The 16,317-nt window shown below is 70.0% G+C and carries 14 protein-coding genes and 1 pseudogene; 14 read left to right on the forward strand and 1 reads right to left on the reverse strand.

The window, feature by feature from the left end; all coding sequences use genetic code 11:
• Positions 1-85 precede the first annotated feature (85 nt).
• The 14 genes and pseudogenes from OG758_RS43880 to OG758_RS43940 all read left to right on the forward strand — a co-directional run bounded on the left by OG758_RS43880 (position 86) and on the right by OG758_RS43940 (position 15,348).
• The gene (locus tag OG758_RS43880) at positions 86-682 is read left to right on the forward strand and encodes an AAA family ATPase (RefSeq protein WP_326715008.1); all 597 of its coding nucleotides are present in this window, start codon (positions 86-88) and stop codon (positions 680-682) included.
• A 113-nt stretch (positions 683-795) separates the two neighbouring features.
• The gene (locus tag OG758_RS43885) at positions 796-1,581 is read left to right on the forward strand and encodes a cyclase family protein (RefSeq protein ID WP_326716234.1); all 786 of its coding nucleotides are present in this window, start codon (positions 796-798) and stop codon (positions 1,579-1,581) included.
• Positions 1,578-3,212, forward strand: coding sequence for a thiamine pyrophosphate-binding protein (locus OG758_RS43890; protein ID WP_326715009.1), 1,635 nt, complete (start codon positions 1,578-1,580; stop codon positions 3,210-3,212). The genes OG758_RS43885 and OG758_RS43890 overlap by 4 nt, the downstream gene beginning before the upstream one ends.
• A gap of 527 nt (positions 3,213-3,739) precedes the next feature.
• On the forward strand, positions 3,740-4,402 hold the full coding sequence (locus OG758_RS43895; protein WP_326715010.1) for a helix-turn-helix domain-containing protein: 663 nt from the start codon (positions 3,740-3,742) through the stop codon (positions 4,400-4,402).
• Positions 4,403-4,569: 167 nt separating this feature from the next.
• The gene (locus tag OG758_RS43900) at positions 4,570-5,874 is read left to right on the forward strand and encodes an MFS transporter (protein ID WP_326715011.1); all 1,305 of its coding nucleotides are present in this window, start codon (positions 4,570-4,572) and stop codon (positions 5,872-5,874) included.
• A gap of 11 nt (positions 5,875-5,885) precedes the next feature.
• A complete protein-coding gene (locus OG758_RS43905) occupies positions 5,886-7,259 on the forward strand; it encodes an FAD-dependent oxidoreductase (protein WP_326715012.1) in 1,374 nt (457 codons plus the stop codon).
• Complete coding sequence (locus OG758_RS43910; RefSeq protein ID WP_326715013.1) at positions 7,256-8,446, forward strand: CaiB/BaiF CoA transferase family protein; 1,191 nt, start codon at positions 7,256-7,258, stop codon at positions 8,444-8,446. Before OG758_RS43905 ends, OG758_RS43910 begins: the two co-directional genes overlap by 4 nt.
• A complete protein-coding gene (locus OG758_RS43915; RefSeq protein ID WP_326715014.1) occupies positions 8,443-9,228 on the forward strand; it encodes an enoyl-CoA hydratase-related protein in 786 nt (261 codons plus the stop codon). The genes OG758_RS43910 and OG758_RS43915 overlap by 4 nt, the downstream gene beginning before the upstream one ends.
• Before the next feature lie 20 nt (positions 9,229-9,248).
• Positions 9,249-10,142 carry a dihydrodipicolinate synthase family protein gene (locus OG758_RS43920; RefSeq protein ID WP_326715015.1) on the forward strand — a complete coding sequence of 298 codons (894 nt, stop codon included), beginning with the start codon at positions 9,249-9,251 and terminating at the stop codon, positions 10,140-10,142.
• Positions 10,142-10,915, forward strand: coding sequence for an SDR family oxidoreductase (locus OG758_RS43925; RefSeq protein ID WP_326715016.1), 774 nt, complete (start codon positions 10,142-10,144; stop codon positions 10,913-10,915). Before OG758_RS43920 ends, OG758_RS43925 begins: the two co-directional genes overlap by 1 nt.
• A 193-nt stretch (positions 10,916-11,108) precedes the next feature.
• A pseudogene (locus OG758_RS49210) lies at positions 11,109-11,288 on the forward strand (helix-turn-helix domain-containing protein); the annotation flags it as partial.
• Between the two features lie 15 nt (positions 11,289-11,303).
• On the forward strand, positions 11,304-13,433 hold the full coding sequence (locus OG758_RS43930; protein WP_326715017.1) for an ATP-binding protein: 2,130 nt from the start codon (positions 11,304-11,306) through the stop codon (positions 13,431-13,433).
• 168 nt (positions 13,434-13,601) lie between these two features.
• Entirely contained in the window at positions 13,602-14,084 is a 483-nt protein-coding gene (locus OG758_RS43935) for a hypothetical protein (protein ID WP_326715018.1), read from the forward strand.
• A 40-nt stretch (positions 14,085-14,124) separates the two neighbouring features.
• Entirely contained in the window at positions 14,125-15,348 is a 1,224-nt protein-coding gene (locus OG758_RS43940) for a serine hydrolase domain-containing protein (protein ID WP_326715019.1), read from the forward strand.
• Positions 15,349-15,493: 145 nt separating this feature from the next.
• Here OG758_RS43940 and OG758_RS43945 read toward each other — a convergent pair whose 3' ends face one another.
• On the reverse strand, positions 15,494-16,042 hold the full coding sequence (locus OG758_RS43945) for a DUF1062 domain-containing protein (RefSeq protein WP_326715020.1): 549 nt from the start codon (positions 16,040-16,042) through the stop codon (positions 15,494-15,496).
• Positions 16,043-16,317: the final 275 nt, after the last annotated feature.

Consider the following 16,317-nt stretch of genomic DNA (forward strand, 5'->3'; position numbering starts at 1 on the left):
CCGGGCCCGCACCCGGATGACGCTGGTGTCCGCTTCTCCCTCGTCCACCACGTGGGCGAGCCCCACCTCTCAAGCGGCCAGGGTAATGCCCCATTCCGCGTGGCCACGTCTGTCGGAGGCGGCTACGGTTCTGCGCGTGAGTGTGGGAACTGCAGAGACCCGGCTGGTAGTCGTGCGCGGGAACTCGGCGTCCGGCAAGTCGTCGGTGGCGGCCGGGATCCGGGACCGCTTCGGGCGGGGCCTGGCCCTGGTGGGGCAGGACAACCTGCGCCGGATCGTGCTGCGCGAGCGGGACGTGCCCGGCGGCGCCAACATCGGCCTGATCGACACGGTCGCCCGCTACGCGCTCGATGCCGGTTACCACGTGGTGGTCGAGGGAATCCTGTATGCCGACCGCTACGGCGACATGGTCGCCGGCCTGGTCGGTGCCCATCGTGGTGTCTCCCGCTGTTACTACCTGGATGTCTCGATCGAGGAGACGCTGGTGCGGCACCAGTCGAAAGCCGATCGCGAGTACCTGGCCCAGGTCACTGAGGCGCACCTGCGCGATTGGTACCGGGAGCGGGACTTGCTCCCCGGCGGCCTGGAGTCGGTGATCGGTGCCGACAGCCTGCTCGATGGCACGGTCGAGCGCATCATGAACGAGACCGGCCTCGCGCACCTGCCTGCCTTGGACGGATAGCAGATAGCAGACAGCTGCACTCAAGGCTCGCCGTACCTCTGGTGCCGCCCTCTGTGACGACTGCGCCAGCACTATGATCGTCGCGGATCAGCCCCCATCTGCAGGAGGCCATGATGTCCCACCCCTCCGTCCTCGCCGCGCTGACGTCCGCGTTGCGCAGTGGCTCGATCGAGGTCGTCGACCTCACGGCGCCGTTGTCGTCTTCTACGCCGGTGCTCCAACTGCCCGCCCAATTCGGCCAGACCGCGGTCTTCGAACTGGAGGAGATCAGCCGCTACGACGAGCGGGGACCTGCCTGGTACTGGAACAACTTCCGCAGCGGCGAGCACACCGGCACGCACTTCGACGCACCCAATCACTGGATCACCGGGCAGGGACTCGCCGACGTGGCATCCGTGCCCGCGCAGCAACTGATCGCTCCCGCAGCCGTGTTGGACTTCTCCGCCGAGGCGGCCGCGAACCCCGACTTCCTGGTCGAGGTCGACCACGTCAAGGCATGGGAAGCGCAGTACGGGCCACTGCCCGACGGGGGCTGGTTGCTGCTGCGCACAGGATGGGACGACCGCTCGCACGCTCAGCAGGAGTTCCTCAACGCCGATGAGAAAGGCCCGCACACTCCAGGGCTTTCGGCGGAGTGTGCCCACTGGGTCGCCGAGGAGACGCCCGTGATCGGCCTCGGGGTCGAGACGGTGGGCACCGACGCCGGCCAGGCACCGGGCTTCGATCCGGCCTTCCCGTGCCATTCCTTCCTGATGGGCAGTGGCAAGTACGGCCTGACCCAGCTTCAGAACCTCGCCGCGCTGCCGCCGACCGGCGCCGTCGTGCTGGCCGGACCGCTGCCCATCGTCACCGGATCTGGCGCCCCCGCTCGCGTGCTCGCGCTGGTGGAGGGTGCATGAAGGTCGCGGAAGCGGTCGGCCGGGCCCTTGCAGCGGCCGGTGTCGATCATGTCTTCGGTGTGGTCGGTTCGGGGAACTTCCATCTGACCAACGCCTTGGTCGCGGCCGGCGCCCGGTTTGTCGCGGCCCGCCATGAAGGCGGGGCGGCGACGATGGCTGATGCTTATGCCCGCATGAGCGGCAAGGTGGCGGCGCTGTCGGTGCACCAGGGGTGCGGGCTGACCAATGCGCTGACCGGTATCGGCGAGGCGGCCAAGAGCCGCACCCCGCTGCTCGTCCTCGCGGCGGAGACCACTGAGACCACCTCGAACTTCTACGTCGACCAGGACGCGCTGGCGCACTCGGTGGGTGCGGTCAGCACGCGCGTGACCTCGGCCGAGGACGCGGTCGAGCAGGCATGCGGCGCCGTGCACCGGGCCTTGCACGAGCGCCGTACGGTGCTGCTCAACCTCCCGCTGGAGATCCAGGCCCTGGACGCCCCCGAAGGCGCACCCGTCTCCCCGCCCCCCGAACGGCCCCCGGTCGAGCCCGAGTCGGACGCCGTCGCCGAACTGGTGCAGACCCTCGAACGCGCGGAGCGCCCCGTCTTCGTCGCCGGCCGGGGAGCGCGCACGCCCCACGGTCGCGACGCCCTGACAGCGCTGGCCGAGCGGCACGGCGCGCTCCTGGCCACCTCTGCCGTCGCCCGCGGGCTGTTCCACGACAACCCGTGGTCGATCGACGTGTCCGGCGGCTTCTCCTCGCCCCTGACCGCGGAACTGGTACGGGGTGCGGATGTGATCGTGGGCTGGGGCTGCGCCTTGAACATGTGGACGATGCGGCACGGCCGGCTGATCGGCCCGGAGGCCACCGTCGTCCAGGTCGACGACGACCCCGCCGCCCTCGGCAGGCACCGCACCGTCCACCTCGGCATCACCGGAGATGTCGAACGCACCGCACGGCGTGCCCTCGAGGCGAGCGGAGGCCAACGACCTGGCTACCGCAACCCCACCATCAGAGAGGCCATCGCCACACGCGTGCGCTGGCGGGACGTGTCCTACGCGGACGAGAGCAGCCATGAGCGCATCGACCCACGCACCCTGAGCATCGCGCTGGACGACCTGCTGCCCGCCGAGCGCGTGATCGGCGTGGACTCCGGGAACTTCATGGGCTACCCCTCCATGTTCCTGTCCGTGCCCGACCACAACAGCCTGTGCTTCACCCAGGCCTTCCAATCCATCGGCCTGGGCCTTTCGACGGCGATCGGAGCGGCGCTGGCCCGGCCCGACCGGCTGCCCGTCGCCGCCCTCGGGGACGGCGGCGCGCTGATGAGCGCCGTAGAACTGGACACAGTCCGCCGCCTGGGCCTGCCGATGGTGGTCGTCGTCTACAACGACGACGCCTATGGGGCCGAGGTCCACCACTTCCGCTCCGGCGAATTCCCCCTGGACACGGTCGTGTTCCCGCCCACCGACATCGCCGCCATCGCCCGGGGCTACGGCTTCGAAGCGGTCACCGTCCGCACCCTCGCCGACCTCGAACCCGTCCGGGACTGGGCCGCCGGGCCCCGCTCCACACCCCTGCTCATCGATGCCAAGGTCACCGCGGAGCACGGGTCCTGGTGGCTGGAGGAGGCCTTCAAAGGCCACTGACAGACGACGAGAGAATCCCCCTCACCTCGTGCCTTCCGGCAGCCGACCGGTCATCGAAAGGCCCGTCTCCGTCTCTCGACGGAGCGCGCCACCATGCGCACGGCCGGAGCCACCGCTGCCGCACGCATCGCCGACGGCCGTGCCGTCGAGACCGGCCACCGAGACCTGGCCACCCTGCTTGCCGAGGGCGGGGCCGAAAGCGGGGTCCGGCGTTCGTGGGGTGGGTCAGCCGAGGCGGACCCAGCTTTTCTGGGAGGCGATGAGGGTGCCGCTCAAGTCGCCAAAACGAGGCCACCGCCCTGTGCCAGGTGAGAGTGAGCGAGGTCCGCACGGCTCGGCGGGCGTTTGCCGCCCTTCCCTCGGAAGTGGATGTCGAGGTGGGGAGTGTCTGCTCCCTGATGCCGGGGATCACGCGCTGCTCGAAAGGGCCTGCCCCACGCCGTCGTCAAGTGGCCTTGTACTCCTGGTTCTCAGCGGGATGCTTGCCCGGCGCCGAAGTTTGAGCGTGAGGGGTTGTTTTCATCATCGTGAAGGTCTTCAATATGCCGCAGGTGAGCATCCCCCAGGGACAGGCGGAAACCGTGCACGATACCGACGCACCGATGCCGGGCGCCCGGCCGGACCTCGATGTGATGGCCGCGACGGTTGGTCTGCAGATCAAGGCCCTGCGCAAGCAGGCCGGTCTGACTCTGGACGAGCTCAGTCGCCGGTCCGGTATCAGTACCGGTCTGATCAGTCAGGTCGAGCGGGGGAAGGGCAATCCCTCTTTCGCCAGCCTGGTGCAGATCGCGCATGGCCTGGACGTCGCGATCGGGCGGCTGTTCCATCTCGCCGAGCAGGTCAGCCCGGTGGTCCGTGCCCATGAGCGCCGCAGTCTTGACTTCCATGGCTCTGACGCGGCGGACGGCGACCGCTTCGAACTGCTCAGCCCCTCGCTCAACGGTGCACTGGAAGTCCTGTGGGTGGTCACTCAGCCAGGACACGACACCAGCGCCACCCCCTTCCGGCACAACGGTGAGGAGTTCGGCATCGTGCTCTCGGGGGTGAAGGACGTCTATCTCGACGGCGTCCGTCACCGGCTCGAGGCGGGCGACTCCATCACCTACTCCTGCAGCACACCTCACTGGTACGTCAACCCCGGTGACGAGCCCGCCACTTCGATCTGGGTGATCACTCCGCCTAGCTGGTAGGCACGGGCCTCGCCCACTCCCGCCCCTCCCCAACGCCCCGGCCTCCGGCCCGGGCGCCGGTAGCGCACGCCTCATCCCGTGCGTCTCCTCCAACGCCCCGGCCGCAGGCCCGGGTGCCGGCACCGCACGGCCTCGATCCGTGCGCCTTCCCCATGAGGTGCCCCGCTATGGCATCGCTCATCGGCAGAACCCCTGTCGCCACCGGAAACCCCTCCCTCTCCCACCGTCGTGCTCTGCTGGCTCTCGGCGGCGGCAACGCCGTCGAGTGGTACGACTGGATGGTCTACGGGCTGCTGGCCTCCTACATAGGTCCGCTCTACTTCCCGTCCGGCAGCTCCGTGTCCGAGACCATGTCCGCCCTGGCCGTCTTCGCGGTCGGTTTCGCCGCCCGGCCGCTCGGCGCGATCGTCTTCGGCACTCTGGCCGACCGGATCGGCCGGCGCTCGGTCATGCTCTTCTCCATCGGTTCCATGGTGATGTCCAGCCTGGTCATCGCGCTGCTTCCCAGCCATGCGAGCATCGGCGTCTGGGCCGGTGTCATCCTGCTGGCCAGCCGCATTCTGCAAGGGCTGTCCACGGGCATCGAGGCGCCGCTCAACTCCGCGTACATCGTGGAACTGGCACCCGAGGGCAGGACCGCCCGGTTCGGCACCACCATCAGCACCTACGTCCAAGTCGGCATCGTCGGCGCGTCGTTGGTCTGCTTCCTGACCAGCTCGGTGATCGCGCCCGACGCCATGGCCTCCTGGGGCTGGCGCGTCCCGTTCGCGGTCGGCGCCGTCGGCGGCCTGGTCTTCCTGTGGCTGCGCCGCGCCCTGCCGGAGACGCTGCACACCGCGGGCGAGAAGCAGGCCGAGCCGGCCCGGGTGGGCGAGGTCTGGGCCGAGGTCTGGCGGCACCGGCTTGCGCTCCTGACGATCATCTTCGTCGTGGCCGGCGCCCAGGCGATCCAGTACACCTGGACCACCGGACTTCCCAACCTGGCACGCTCGGCCCACCACGAGAACTCGGACCATGTCTTCCTGGTCTCCACCCTCGCCGGGATCTGCGTCGCCGTGCTCTATCCGCTGGTCGGCCGGCTCGCCGACAACAAGCGGATCTCCCGTACCTTCATCGCCTCGCGGCTCGCCGTGGTGCCGGTGATCTTCATCGTGCTCGCCTACCAGCGGCCCGGCATGGCGATGTTCACCGTGGTGATGCTGGTCGGCGCCCCGGTGCTGGCCTTCACCATGGGCCTCTACAACACCGTCGCCGCCACGTTGATGCCGACCAGCTGCCGGGTCACCGGCGTCGGCCTCGGCTACGCGATCGGCGTGGCCGGCTTCGGCGGCACCGCCCCCTACCTCCTGCTGTGGCTCCAAGACCTCGGCGCCGGCTGGGCGTTCCCCGTCTACGGCGCGGTCCTGTGCCTGCTCAGCGTCCTGCTCTACACGCTCGTCCTCCGCCGCGGCACCGTCCGCGTCGGGAACTGAAAGGAAGCCAGATGCCCCAGACCGTCTCTCTCGATGCCGTCGAGGCACCCGTGGTCCAGCGATCCGACGTGATCGTGGTCGGCGGCGGACCGGCCGGTGTCAGCGCGGCCGTGGCCGCCGCCCGCACCGGGGCAAGCGTGACCCTGTTGGAGCGCTATTCGGCCCTCGGCGGCCTGGCCTCCGGCGGCATGGTCCTGGTCCTCGACGACATGATCAACGGCAATGAGATCACCGTCACCGGCATCGTCGACGAGTACGTCGAGCGGATGGCCAAGCTCGGCCTCGCCGTCTATCCGCCGGCCGAGGAGCGTTACTCCTCGCCGGAGATGTGGGCCAAGTGGGGGCGCTGGGGCGCCTTCGACTTCCACTCCCACACCAACCCCAAGCCGATCTGCTACGCCGTCGCGTTCGACCCGGACGGCTGGAAGCGGGTCTCCAACGACCTGGTCCGCGAGAGCGGGGTCAATCTGCGGCTGCACAGCTGGTTCTCCCGGCCGGTGGTCCAGGACGGTGCGGTCAAGGGTGTCGTCTGCGAGACCAAGTCCGGCCCGCAGGCGGTCATGGGCGACGTGGTCATCGACACCACCGGTGACATCGACGTCGCCTCCCGGGCGGGCGCCTCCTACGCCCAGGACAACTACCTCGTCACCCTCGTCTTCCGGCTCGGCGGAGTGGACACCGCGACAGCCGAGCGCTTCGAGCAGGAGAACCCGCGCGAGGCCCGCGCCATCAACCGCAAGATCAAGCGGCTGCTCGGCGGTGCCTGGGAGCTGTGGTGGCTCAAGACGCCCGTACCCGGTGTGGTGTGGTGCAACGCGCCGCACCTGACCGGCTTCGACGGCACCGACCCGGTCTCCCTCACCGAGGCCGAGTTCGAGGCCCGGGCCCGGATCGGCGCGGTCCTCGACTCCATCAAGTCCGACCTGCCCGGCTTCAAGAACGCCTACCTGCTCGACGTGGCCGAACAGATGGGTGTCCGTCAGACCAGGCTTCTGCAGGGCGAGTACGTCGTCACCAAGGACGATGTCACCTCCCGCCGTCACTTCGCGGACAGCGTCTCCCGCGGCCGCGACTACTACACCCCCTACCGAGCCCTGCTGCCGCGCGACGTCGACCAGCTGCTGGTCGCGGGACGGCACTACTCGGCCACGCCCGAGGCACAGCGGATGTCCCGGGAGATACCGCCCTGCATGGCCATGGGCCAGGCAGCCGGCATCGCCGCAGCCACCGCGGTGGAGCAGGGCGTCCTGGTGCGGGACGTGGACCCGGCCGTCATCCAGCGCCGGATGCGCGAGCAGGGCGCCGACCCCGGTGACGTACCCGCGCAGAACGCGACCGTCGCCGAGAGCGCGACCGTCGACCAGACCGAGGAGGCCGTGGCATGACCGCCGTCGCACAGCCGCTGAGCGGCATCACCGTCATCGACTTCACCCAGGTCTTCATGGGCCCGTCCTGCACCCAGATGCTCGGCGACTACGGCGCTGACGTCATCAAGGTGGAGCGCCCCGGCACCGGCGACATCTCCCGGACCTCGATCCCCGACGAGGCCGGCCTGGACAACCCCATCTTCCTGTCGATCAACCGCAACAAGCGCAGCATCGCCATCGACACCCGCACCGAGGAAGGCCGCCGGGCCGTGCAGGAGCTGGTGCGCTCCGCCGACGTCGTGGTGAGCAACTTCCGGGCGGGGGTGATGGAACGCCTCGGCCTGGGCTACGAGGCGCTGCGTGCGGTCAACCCCGCGATCATCTGGGCCTCCGGCACCGGTTTCGGCACCGAGGGCCCGTACGCCCACAAGGGCGGGCAGGACGCGATCGCCCAGGCATACAGCGGAGTGATGTGGCGCCGGGTGTCCGAGGACGACCCGGTCACCCTCTACCCCACCACGCTCTGCGACTACACCACGGGGATGCATCTGCTCCAGGGCATCCTGCTGGCCCTGCTGCACCGCGACCGCACCGGCGAGGGGCAGAAGGTGGAGGTGTCGATGTACGACTCGATGCTCCACATGCAGATGCAGGAGGCCTGCCAACAGCTCAACCGCGGCTCCGAGATCAACTGGGCCGCGATGCCGCTGACGGGGGTGTTCCCCACCACGGACGGCGCACTGATCATGGTGGGCGGCTTCAAGGCCAACCCGCTGCACCACATCAGCCGCGCTCTCGAACTCGACGAGGACCTGGGCGAGCGCCCCGAGTTCGCCACCCTCGACCTGCAGTTCGCCCACCGCCCCGAGCTGCAGCGCATCTTCGCCGAGGCCGTGGCCGGCAACACCACCGACCACTGGGTCAAGCGGCTCGAGGACGAGGACATCCTCTGCGCCCCCGTGCGCAGCCTCGAGGAGACCCTCGACGACGAGCAGACCGCGGTCAACAACATGATCGTCGAGATGGACCACCCGGTCGCCGGCCGGATCCGCGCCCTCAACGCCCCGCTCCACCTCTCCGCCGCCCCCGCCACGGTCCGCCGCGTCCCGCCGCGGCTCGGCGAGCACGGCGCCGACGTACTCGGCGAACTCGGCTACACCGCCGAGCAGATCGAACTGCTCCGCCAGAAGAAGGTGCTGCGATGACCGACGAGGTCCGCTACATCCGGGACGGGCACATCGCCCGGGTCACCATCGACCGCCCCGCCGTGCTCAACGCGGTGGACATCAAGACCAACACCCGTCTTGGCGAGATCTGGGCCGAGATCGAGGCCGACCCCGAGGTCCGGGTGGTCGTCGTCACCGGTGCGGGGGAGCGGTCGTTCTGCGTGGGCGCCGACATGTCCGCCGACGCGGTGGAGAAGACCGGTCTGGAGTACTGGTCCGGCCTCGACCCCAACGGCTTCGGCGGTCTCGGCCTGCGCACCACCCTCGACGTCCCGGTGATCGCCCGCGTCAACGGCTATGCCCTGGGCGGCGGCATGGAGATGGTCCTCGGCTGCGACATCGTCATCGCCGCCGACCACGCCCGGTTCGGCCTCACCGAGCCGAGGGTCGGCCGGATCCCGCTGGACGGCGGGGTCTTCCAGCTGGTCCGTCGACTGCCGCACACCCAGGCGATGGGGCTGCTGCTCACCGGCCGTCGCGCCTCCGCCGAAGAGCTGCAGCGGATGGGCCTGGTCAACGAGGTGGTCCCGGCCGAGCAGTTGGACGAGGCCGTCGACCGCTGGGTCGCCGACATCCTCGCCTGCGCCCCCACTTCGTTGCGTGCCATCAAGCAGATGGTCCAGCGGGGGAGCGAGCTCTCGCCGCAGGACGCCCACAAGCTGCGTACCCCGGCGCTGATGGCGGCGCTCGACAGCGAGGACGGCAAGGAGGGCGTGCTCGCCTTCCAGCAGAAGCGGCCGCCGGTCTGGCCGGGACGATGAGGGGAGCGGGGAGCCCACTGATGCCCGAGAAGCTCGCACCCGGTGTGTGGGGTGTGGTTGCCACACCCTTCCTCGGCTCCGCCCTCGAGGTGGACGAGCCGAGCCTGGCCAGGCTGGTGGAGCACTACGAACAGATCGGCACCACCGGTCTGACCGTGCTCGGAGTCTTCGGCGAGGCCGCCCGGCTCACCGCCGGGGAGCGCCGCACGGTGCTGGAGACGGTCGTCGACACGGTCGGCCTACCGCTGGTCGTCGGTGTCACCGGACTCGCCACCGCACCCGTGCTCGACGAGGCCCGGCTGGTCAGCGAGGTGGTCGGAGACCGCCTCGCCGGACTGATGGTGCAGGTCAACTCGCCCGATCCGCAGGTGGTCGCGGCCCACCTCAACGCGGTCCACGACGCCACCGGCGCCGGGATCGTGGTCCAGGACTACCCGGAGACCAGCCGGGTCGCCATCCGCACCGCCGACCTGGTCCGCGCCGTCCACGCGGTCCCCTCGGCGGTGGCGGTGAAGGCCGAGGCGCCGCCCACCCCGGCGGCCGTCGCCGGACTCACCGCCGAACTCGACGTGCCGGTCTTCGGCGGCCTGGGCGGGCTTGGCCTGCTCGACGAACTGGCGGCCGGCGCCGCCGGGGCGATGACCGGCTTCTCCTGGCCCGAGGGCCTGATCGCCTGCGTCGAGGCATGGCGCAGCGGCGGACACGACGCGGCCCGGGAGGCCTACCTGCCGTATCTGCCGCTGGTGAACTTCGAGGCCCAGGCCGGGATCGGGCTTGCGCTGCGCAAGGAGGCCATCCGGCGGCGCGGACTGATCACGGAGTCGGGGGTGCGGCCGCCGGCCCCGCCGCTGCCCGAGGCCCTGGTCCCGCAGCTGGAACGGCACCTCGCCGCGCTGCCCAAGGAGGTGCACTGATGGATCTCGGTATCCGCGGCCGTGTCGCACTGGTCGCCGCCTCCACCGGCGGCCTGGGCCGCGCGGTCGCCGAAGCGCTGGCCGCCGAAGGCGCCTCGGTCGTGGTGGCCGGGCGACGCGGCGAGCTCGCCAAGGAGATCGCCGCCCAACTGCCCGAAGCGGTCGCAGTACAGGCCGACCTGTCCGCCCCGGGCGGGCCGCAGGCACTGGTCGAGGCGGCCCGCGAAGCCTACGGCGACCCTGACATCCTGATCCTCAACGGACCCGGCCCGCGGCCAGGCACTGCCGCAGACCTGGACACCGGCGACCTCGCCGCGGCCGTGGACTCGCTGCTGCTGGCCCAACAGCGTCTGGTGGCACTGACCTTGCCCGCGATGCGGCGCCGAGGCTGGGGCCGCATCCTGGCGATCGGCTCCAGCGGGATCGCCGCGCCGCTGCCGGGGCTCGCCCTCTCCAACGCCGGACGCGCTGCCCTGGCCGCGTACCTGAAGACCCTCGCCACCGAGGTGGCGGCGGACGGAGTCACCGTCAACCTGCTGCTGCCCGGGCGGATCGCCACCGACCGGGTGGCGGCGCTGGACGCCGCACGGGCCGAACGAGAGCAGCGCCCCGTCACCGAGGTCGAGGCCGCCTCCAGGGCCACGATCCCCGCGGGCCGGTACGGCACCCCCGCCGAGTTCGGAGCCTTCGCCGCCTTCCTGTGCGGCGCCCCTGCCTCGTACATCACGGGGACCGCCCTGCGCTGCGACGGCGGCCTGGTCCGCAGCCTGTGAACCAATACGCAGAGCCTGGGCCGTTCTCAGCCTTCCGGGCGCCCAGAGCCTGGGTCGGCCGACGGGCGCCCACCCTCGATGTCGGCATCGTGTGCCGATGAACTGCTCGGCCGCAGGTACAGGCAATCAAGACACCGCCTCACCCCACTCCATCTAGTATCAGCGCGTGATTCCTGGGGGAAGGCTTGCGAGTGTGAGTGAGGAGTTGGCGGGGCGGCTGCTTCAGCTGCGTGACGCAACCGGACGGAGCCTGCGCGAGCTCGCCCGCGACGTCCACGTCAGCAGTTCCTCGCTGTCGCGCTACTTCTCCGGACAGGCCGTTCCGCCCTGGCCGACGGTGGTGGCGCTCTGCAAGTCAGCCGGTCATGACCCCAGGACACTGCGCGAGGTGTGGGAGCGGGCCAAGGACGGGCCCCGTACCAGCGCGGCTGCCCCGGCGCCGGTGCGCAATGACCTGCCGCACGACATCACCGCTTTCACCGGGCGCGGGGAGGAGTTGAACGCTTTACTCGGCGCCGCGCGGAACACTTCGGTGGTGGCGATCGATGGCATGGGCGGGGTGGGCAAGTCGGCGTTGGCCGTACACGCCGCGCATCGGCTGACCGTCGACTTCCCAGGTGGCCAGCTCTATCTGGACCTGCACGGGTTCACTCCGGGCCGGGAGCCGGTCGGGCCGGCGGAGGCGCTGCGTGTGCTGCTGGCCGCGCTCGGGTTGCCGCCAGGCAGGATTCCCGACGGGGTCGCCGAGCGGGCCGCGCTGTGGCGGTCGGAGCTGGCTGCACGGCACGCGATCGTGCTGCTGGACAACGCCGCTGACGCCGATCACGTGCGCGATCTCCTCCCCGGTGCCGGTCAGAGTTTCGTCGTGATCACCAGTCGTCGGCGGATGGTGCAGCTGGACGGCGTCCTGCCGATCTCGCTGGACGTCCTGCCGACCGAGGAGGCGGCGGCGCTGTTCGTCGAGTCCGCGGGCGGAGCTCGTCCTGGTGATGTCGGTGAGGTGCTGCGCCGGTGCGGGAACCTGCCGCTGGCCATCCGGGTGGCCGCCGCGCGCTTGCGGCACCGGCCCGCGTGGACGCTCGACACCCTGGTGGAACGGCTGCGCGAGGGCGAGTTGGCGGTGTCGGACGTTTTCGAGATGTCGCTGCGGCAGCTCGACCCGGCCCAGCGCCGCATGTTCCGGCTGCTGGGCCGGGTCTCGGGAACCGACATCTGCGTGTACGGCGCCGCCGCGCTGGCCGGCATCCCGTGGAGCAACGCCCGTGCTCTGTTGGAGGAGTTGGTCGACGCCCATCTGATCCAGGAGCCGACCGCGAACCGCTACCGGCTCCACGACCTGCTGCGGCAGGCGGCTCGTGCTGACGACGCCGAGCCCGACGACGCGGAGGCGATCGCCAGGCTGGCCGATTACTACCTGAGCGGCGTGCTCGCGGCGGACCGGGCGCTCCTGCACGAGACCGCACCGCTGCCGCTCACGATCACCCACCCGCCCGAACTCGTCCCCGAGATGCACAGCGCGACAGACGCGCTCGCCTGGCTGGATCGCGAATGGCCCAACATCGAGGCGGTGTTCGCCCAGGCCACCGAGCTGCGACTGGGCACCTCCGTGATCGGGCTCGCGCAGGTCGCGGACGTCTACTTCATGAGGCGCGGTGGTCTCGACCGGTGGGAGCACATGATCGATACCGCTCTGTCCGAAGCGGAACGCCTGAGTGACCGTCGGTCGCTGATCTGGTTGCGGTTCCACCGCGGTGTGGCCCGGCAGCGCGGCGGCCGGCCGGCGGAAGCCCTGCCGGAGTTCGAGGCGGTGCGGGCGCTGCTCGCTGAAGGCGGCGATCTGCATGTCGAGTTCGAGGTGCTGCAGCAACTGGCGGAACTGCGCATGAAGGAAGGGGACTTCGAGGGCGCCATCGGGCTGTTGCGGCAGTCGTCCGTGATCTTTCCGGAGGGTGCGGACTTCGACGTCTACCGGATGCTGGCGAAGGCGCGCGAGGGCCTGGTGCTGGTCCGGGACGGACGCTATGAGCAGGCACGGGAGGCCGTCCTGTCGGTGATCGGGATCGCGCGAGCGCGCGGCGACCTGCAACTCGAACGCATGTGCCTGGACCAGCTGGCCGGTGCCGCGCTCGGGCTCGGCGACGTCCAGGTCGCGCTGGAACTGTCACAGCAGGCGGTGGCGCACAGCCGGGCGACCGGTCACCAGATCTTCGAGGCGGTCAGCCTGACCAACGCCGCCGTGGCCACTCGGCGTCTCGGCCGGGGCACAGAGGCGCTGGCCGTGCACGCGGAGGCGCTCCGCATCATCGAGGCGACCGGGGAGCAGCAGTACGCCATAGGTGTGCTGACCTCATACGGCGAGACATGCCGGCTCGCAGGTGATCCCGTTGCGGCGGAGCGGCACCTCGACCGCGCCCTCGGGCTTGCCGTCAAGCTGGGCATTCCCACTCTCGCCGACGAAGCCCGCGCGAGCATCCGCCTGTTGCGTGGGCACGCGCGCGGTACGTCCACGCGGGCCTGAGCCCGGCCCGGGTGGTGCGCGGGTGTTCCGTTCCGTCCCGGGACACTGTTGCAACGGCCGCCCGTCGGCGTGGCAGTGCAGGTCAGCCAGGTGTCGGGGGATGTCCCGCGTCCCATGTGACGTGACACGGCTTGCCTTGAACAGGGCGCAGGATCAACGCTCTTGGCCATGCACACGACGCCTTCCCTGTTCACCGGGCTGGATGCCCTGCCCGTCCGGTGGGAGGTCGACGGGACGCTCGGCGCGCCCGTCGACGCGGTCGCCGAGCTCCTGCTCGCCGTAGCCGAGGGGCGGGTGGGCGATGACAACCTGCTGCTGCTGGCCCGCGCTTCGGCGGCTCGGCAGGGGGCGATGACCGTCGTGGCCGGGTCCGGCGCCGGCGCCTATCACGCCGAGTTCGCCGGGCCGGTGGAGCCGCTGGAGATCCACGTGGACCGGGACCGGTCAAGGGTGGCGGTGCAGAGCTGGTACGCCGGGGTGCACGCCGTCAGCGCCTGTCCCGCAGGCACCCGGGTGACCCATCGCGTCCACCGGGTCCTTCCCGGCCACCCGGGATTCGCCGCCGGGATCGCCGAGATCGGGCTTCGGGTCCGCATGGCACGCGATCTGCGGCAAGTGCTGGATGTGATCGCCGACCGGCTCGGCTGCTGACCGTCCGCTCTCTCATTCTCAGTCAAAGGAGCACACCACCATGTCCAACAGCGGCTTCTCCAAGGCAGGGCTGCACAGGGTGCACGACGTGCTGGCCCGGCATGTCGACTCAGGGAAGATTCCCGGTGTGGTCGCCCTCTTCAGCAAGGGCGACGAGGCACATGTCGAAACGATCGGGACGATGCGTCACGACGGCGGCGCACCGATGCGCCGCGACACGATCTTCCGCATGGCCTCGACGTCCAAGCCGGTCTCGATCGCGGCGGCGATGGTCCTGCTCGACGAGTGCAGGCTGCGCCTCGACGACCCGGTGGAGCGCTGGCTGCCGGAACTGGCCGACCGCCAGGTGCTGAAACGGCTCGACGGCCCGCTGGACGAGACCGTGCCGGCGCGGCGGCCGATCACCGTACGGGACGTGCTGACCTCCACGTTCGGACTCGGCATGGATATGACGGTGATCGGCACTCCGATCATGAACGCGGTCTTCGAGCAGGGGATCACCCCCAACCTGCCGACGCCGATGCCCGAGCAGGACGAGTGGATGCGCCGTCTCGGCACGCTTCCGCTGATGCACCAGCCCGGAGAGCGCTGGCAGTACCAGATCAGCAGCGACCTGGTCGGCGTGCTCGTCTCCAGGGTCACGGGCCAGTCGTTCGAGTCGTTCCTGCGCGAGCGGATCTTCGAGCCGCTGGGCATGAAGGACACCGGCTTCCACGTGCCCGGGGACCAGCTCGACCGGCTGCCGCCCCTGTACGCCCCCGACCCGGTGACCGGAGAGTTCCAGGTCTGGGACGAGGCCGCGACGGGGCGCCACAGCACGCCTCCGGCGTTCCAGGGCGGCGGCGGTGGACTGAACTCCACCGCCGACGACTACCACGCCTACTTCCGCATGCTGCTGAACCACGGGATGCACGAGGGCGAGCGGATCCTGTCCCGGCCCGCCGTCGAGCTGATGACCACCAACCGGCTCTCGCCCGAACAGCACGCCGCCCGGCACAAGTTGGCAGTCGACAACGTTCATGTGTCCCACGGTCAGGGGCAGCACGGCGGCTGGGGCTTCGGGATGGCGGTGCGCACCTACCGCGGTGACTATGCGCCCGTCGGCCAGTTCGGCTGGGACGGCGGAAGCGGCGCCTCGACCTACGCCGACCCGGTCAACCGGCTCACCGGGATCCTGCTCACCCAGGTCGGAGCGTCCGTCCCGGATCCGGTGCATCTCATGCTCGATTTCTGGACCGCTCTCTACCAGGCGATCGACGACTGACGCCGAGCCCACCGAGGTCCACAGCGCTGACGTGGCGACCCTCTTGATGCGGTCGTCGGTCTGCACGGCGTACGGGACGTAACCGCAGGATCAACCAGGGCCTGTCCGGCGCATCTTGCGGACAGGCCCTGGTCTTGAGGAGGGTTCAGCGTTTGAGCGTGAAGGTGAAATCGTCGGAGAGCTTGCTGTTCAGCCGGACTGCCGAAACGAGCTTCCCCTCCGCGATCAGTCTCCCGGCCTCGGCCCGCGAAAGACCGCAGCCTTCAGCGATCAGTCGCACCGGCCGGACAGGGATCCGCGCCGTAAAGCGGACCGAGACGTCGATCACCTCGCGGTCCAGGTGATCCGACCCGCCGGTGTCGAGGCGCCAGGCGTTGTCCCAGTCGAGGGCGATGCGATTACGGCGCTGCACGACCGGATCCTGGAGCAACTCGGCGGCCAGGCCCGGGTCGTTGTCGTGCAGACGGTCGAGCAGTTCAGGCCGTACGGAGCGCACATTCATCCGCTCCAGGACCGTGAGCTTTGTCGTTGCCCCACAAGCGGTACAGAGCACGAGGAGCCAGACGTCGAGGAGCTTGTGGTTTGCGTTGACGCGGAATTTGCCGTTTGCCCGGAAGCGCTGGGACGCGCACGTGTGGCAACGGCGGAGAACGAGCGGCAAGCAGGTGGGCATGACAACCCAATTATTGAGCACAGAAGTACACCGGTTTCAGTGAGAAGTCCGCAGCAAGAAGCAGCGCGGCGCAACAAGCGCGACGCGCGACGAATCAGCACTCGGGAGGTCTCACACGGTGTACAACGGGACGTCCTTGCCTCGGCGACTTGGTCCGGCAGCACGGTAATGGCGCGCAGCGGCGCAGCTCCACCGATTTACGAGAGCCTCACCGCCAGATTCTGTCCGGCGGATCATGGACCAAGCAGACCAAGCCAGAGCCCGATCGTGGCGACGGTGACGATGCCGTGGAAGAC

The sequence above is a fragment of the Streptomyces sp. NBC_01474 genome, from assembly GCF_035918215.1.
Lineage (GTDB): Bacteria > Actinomycetota > Actinomycetes > Streptomycetales > Streptomycetaceae > Streptomyces > Streptomyces aureus.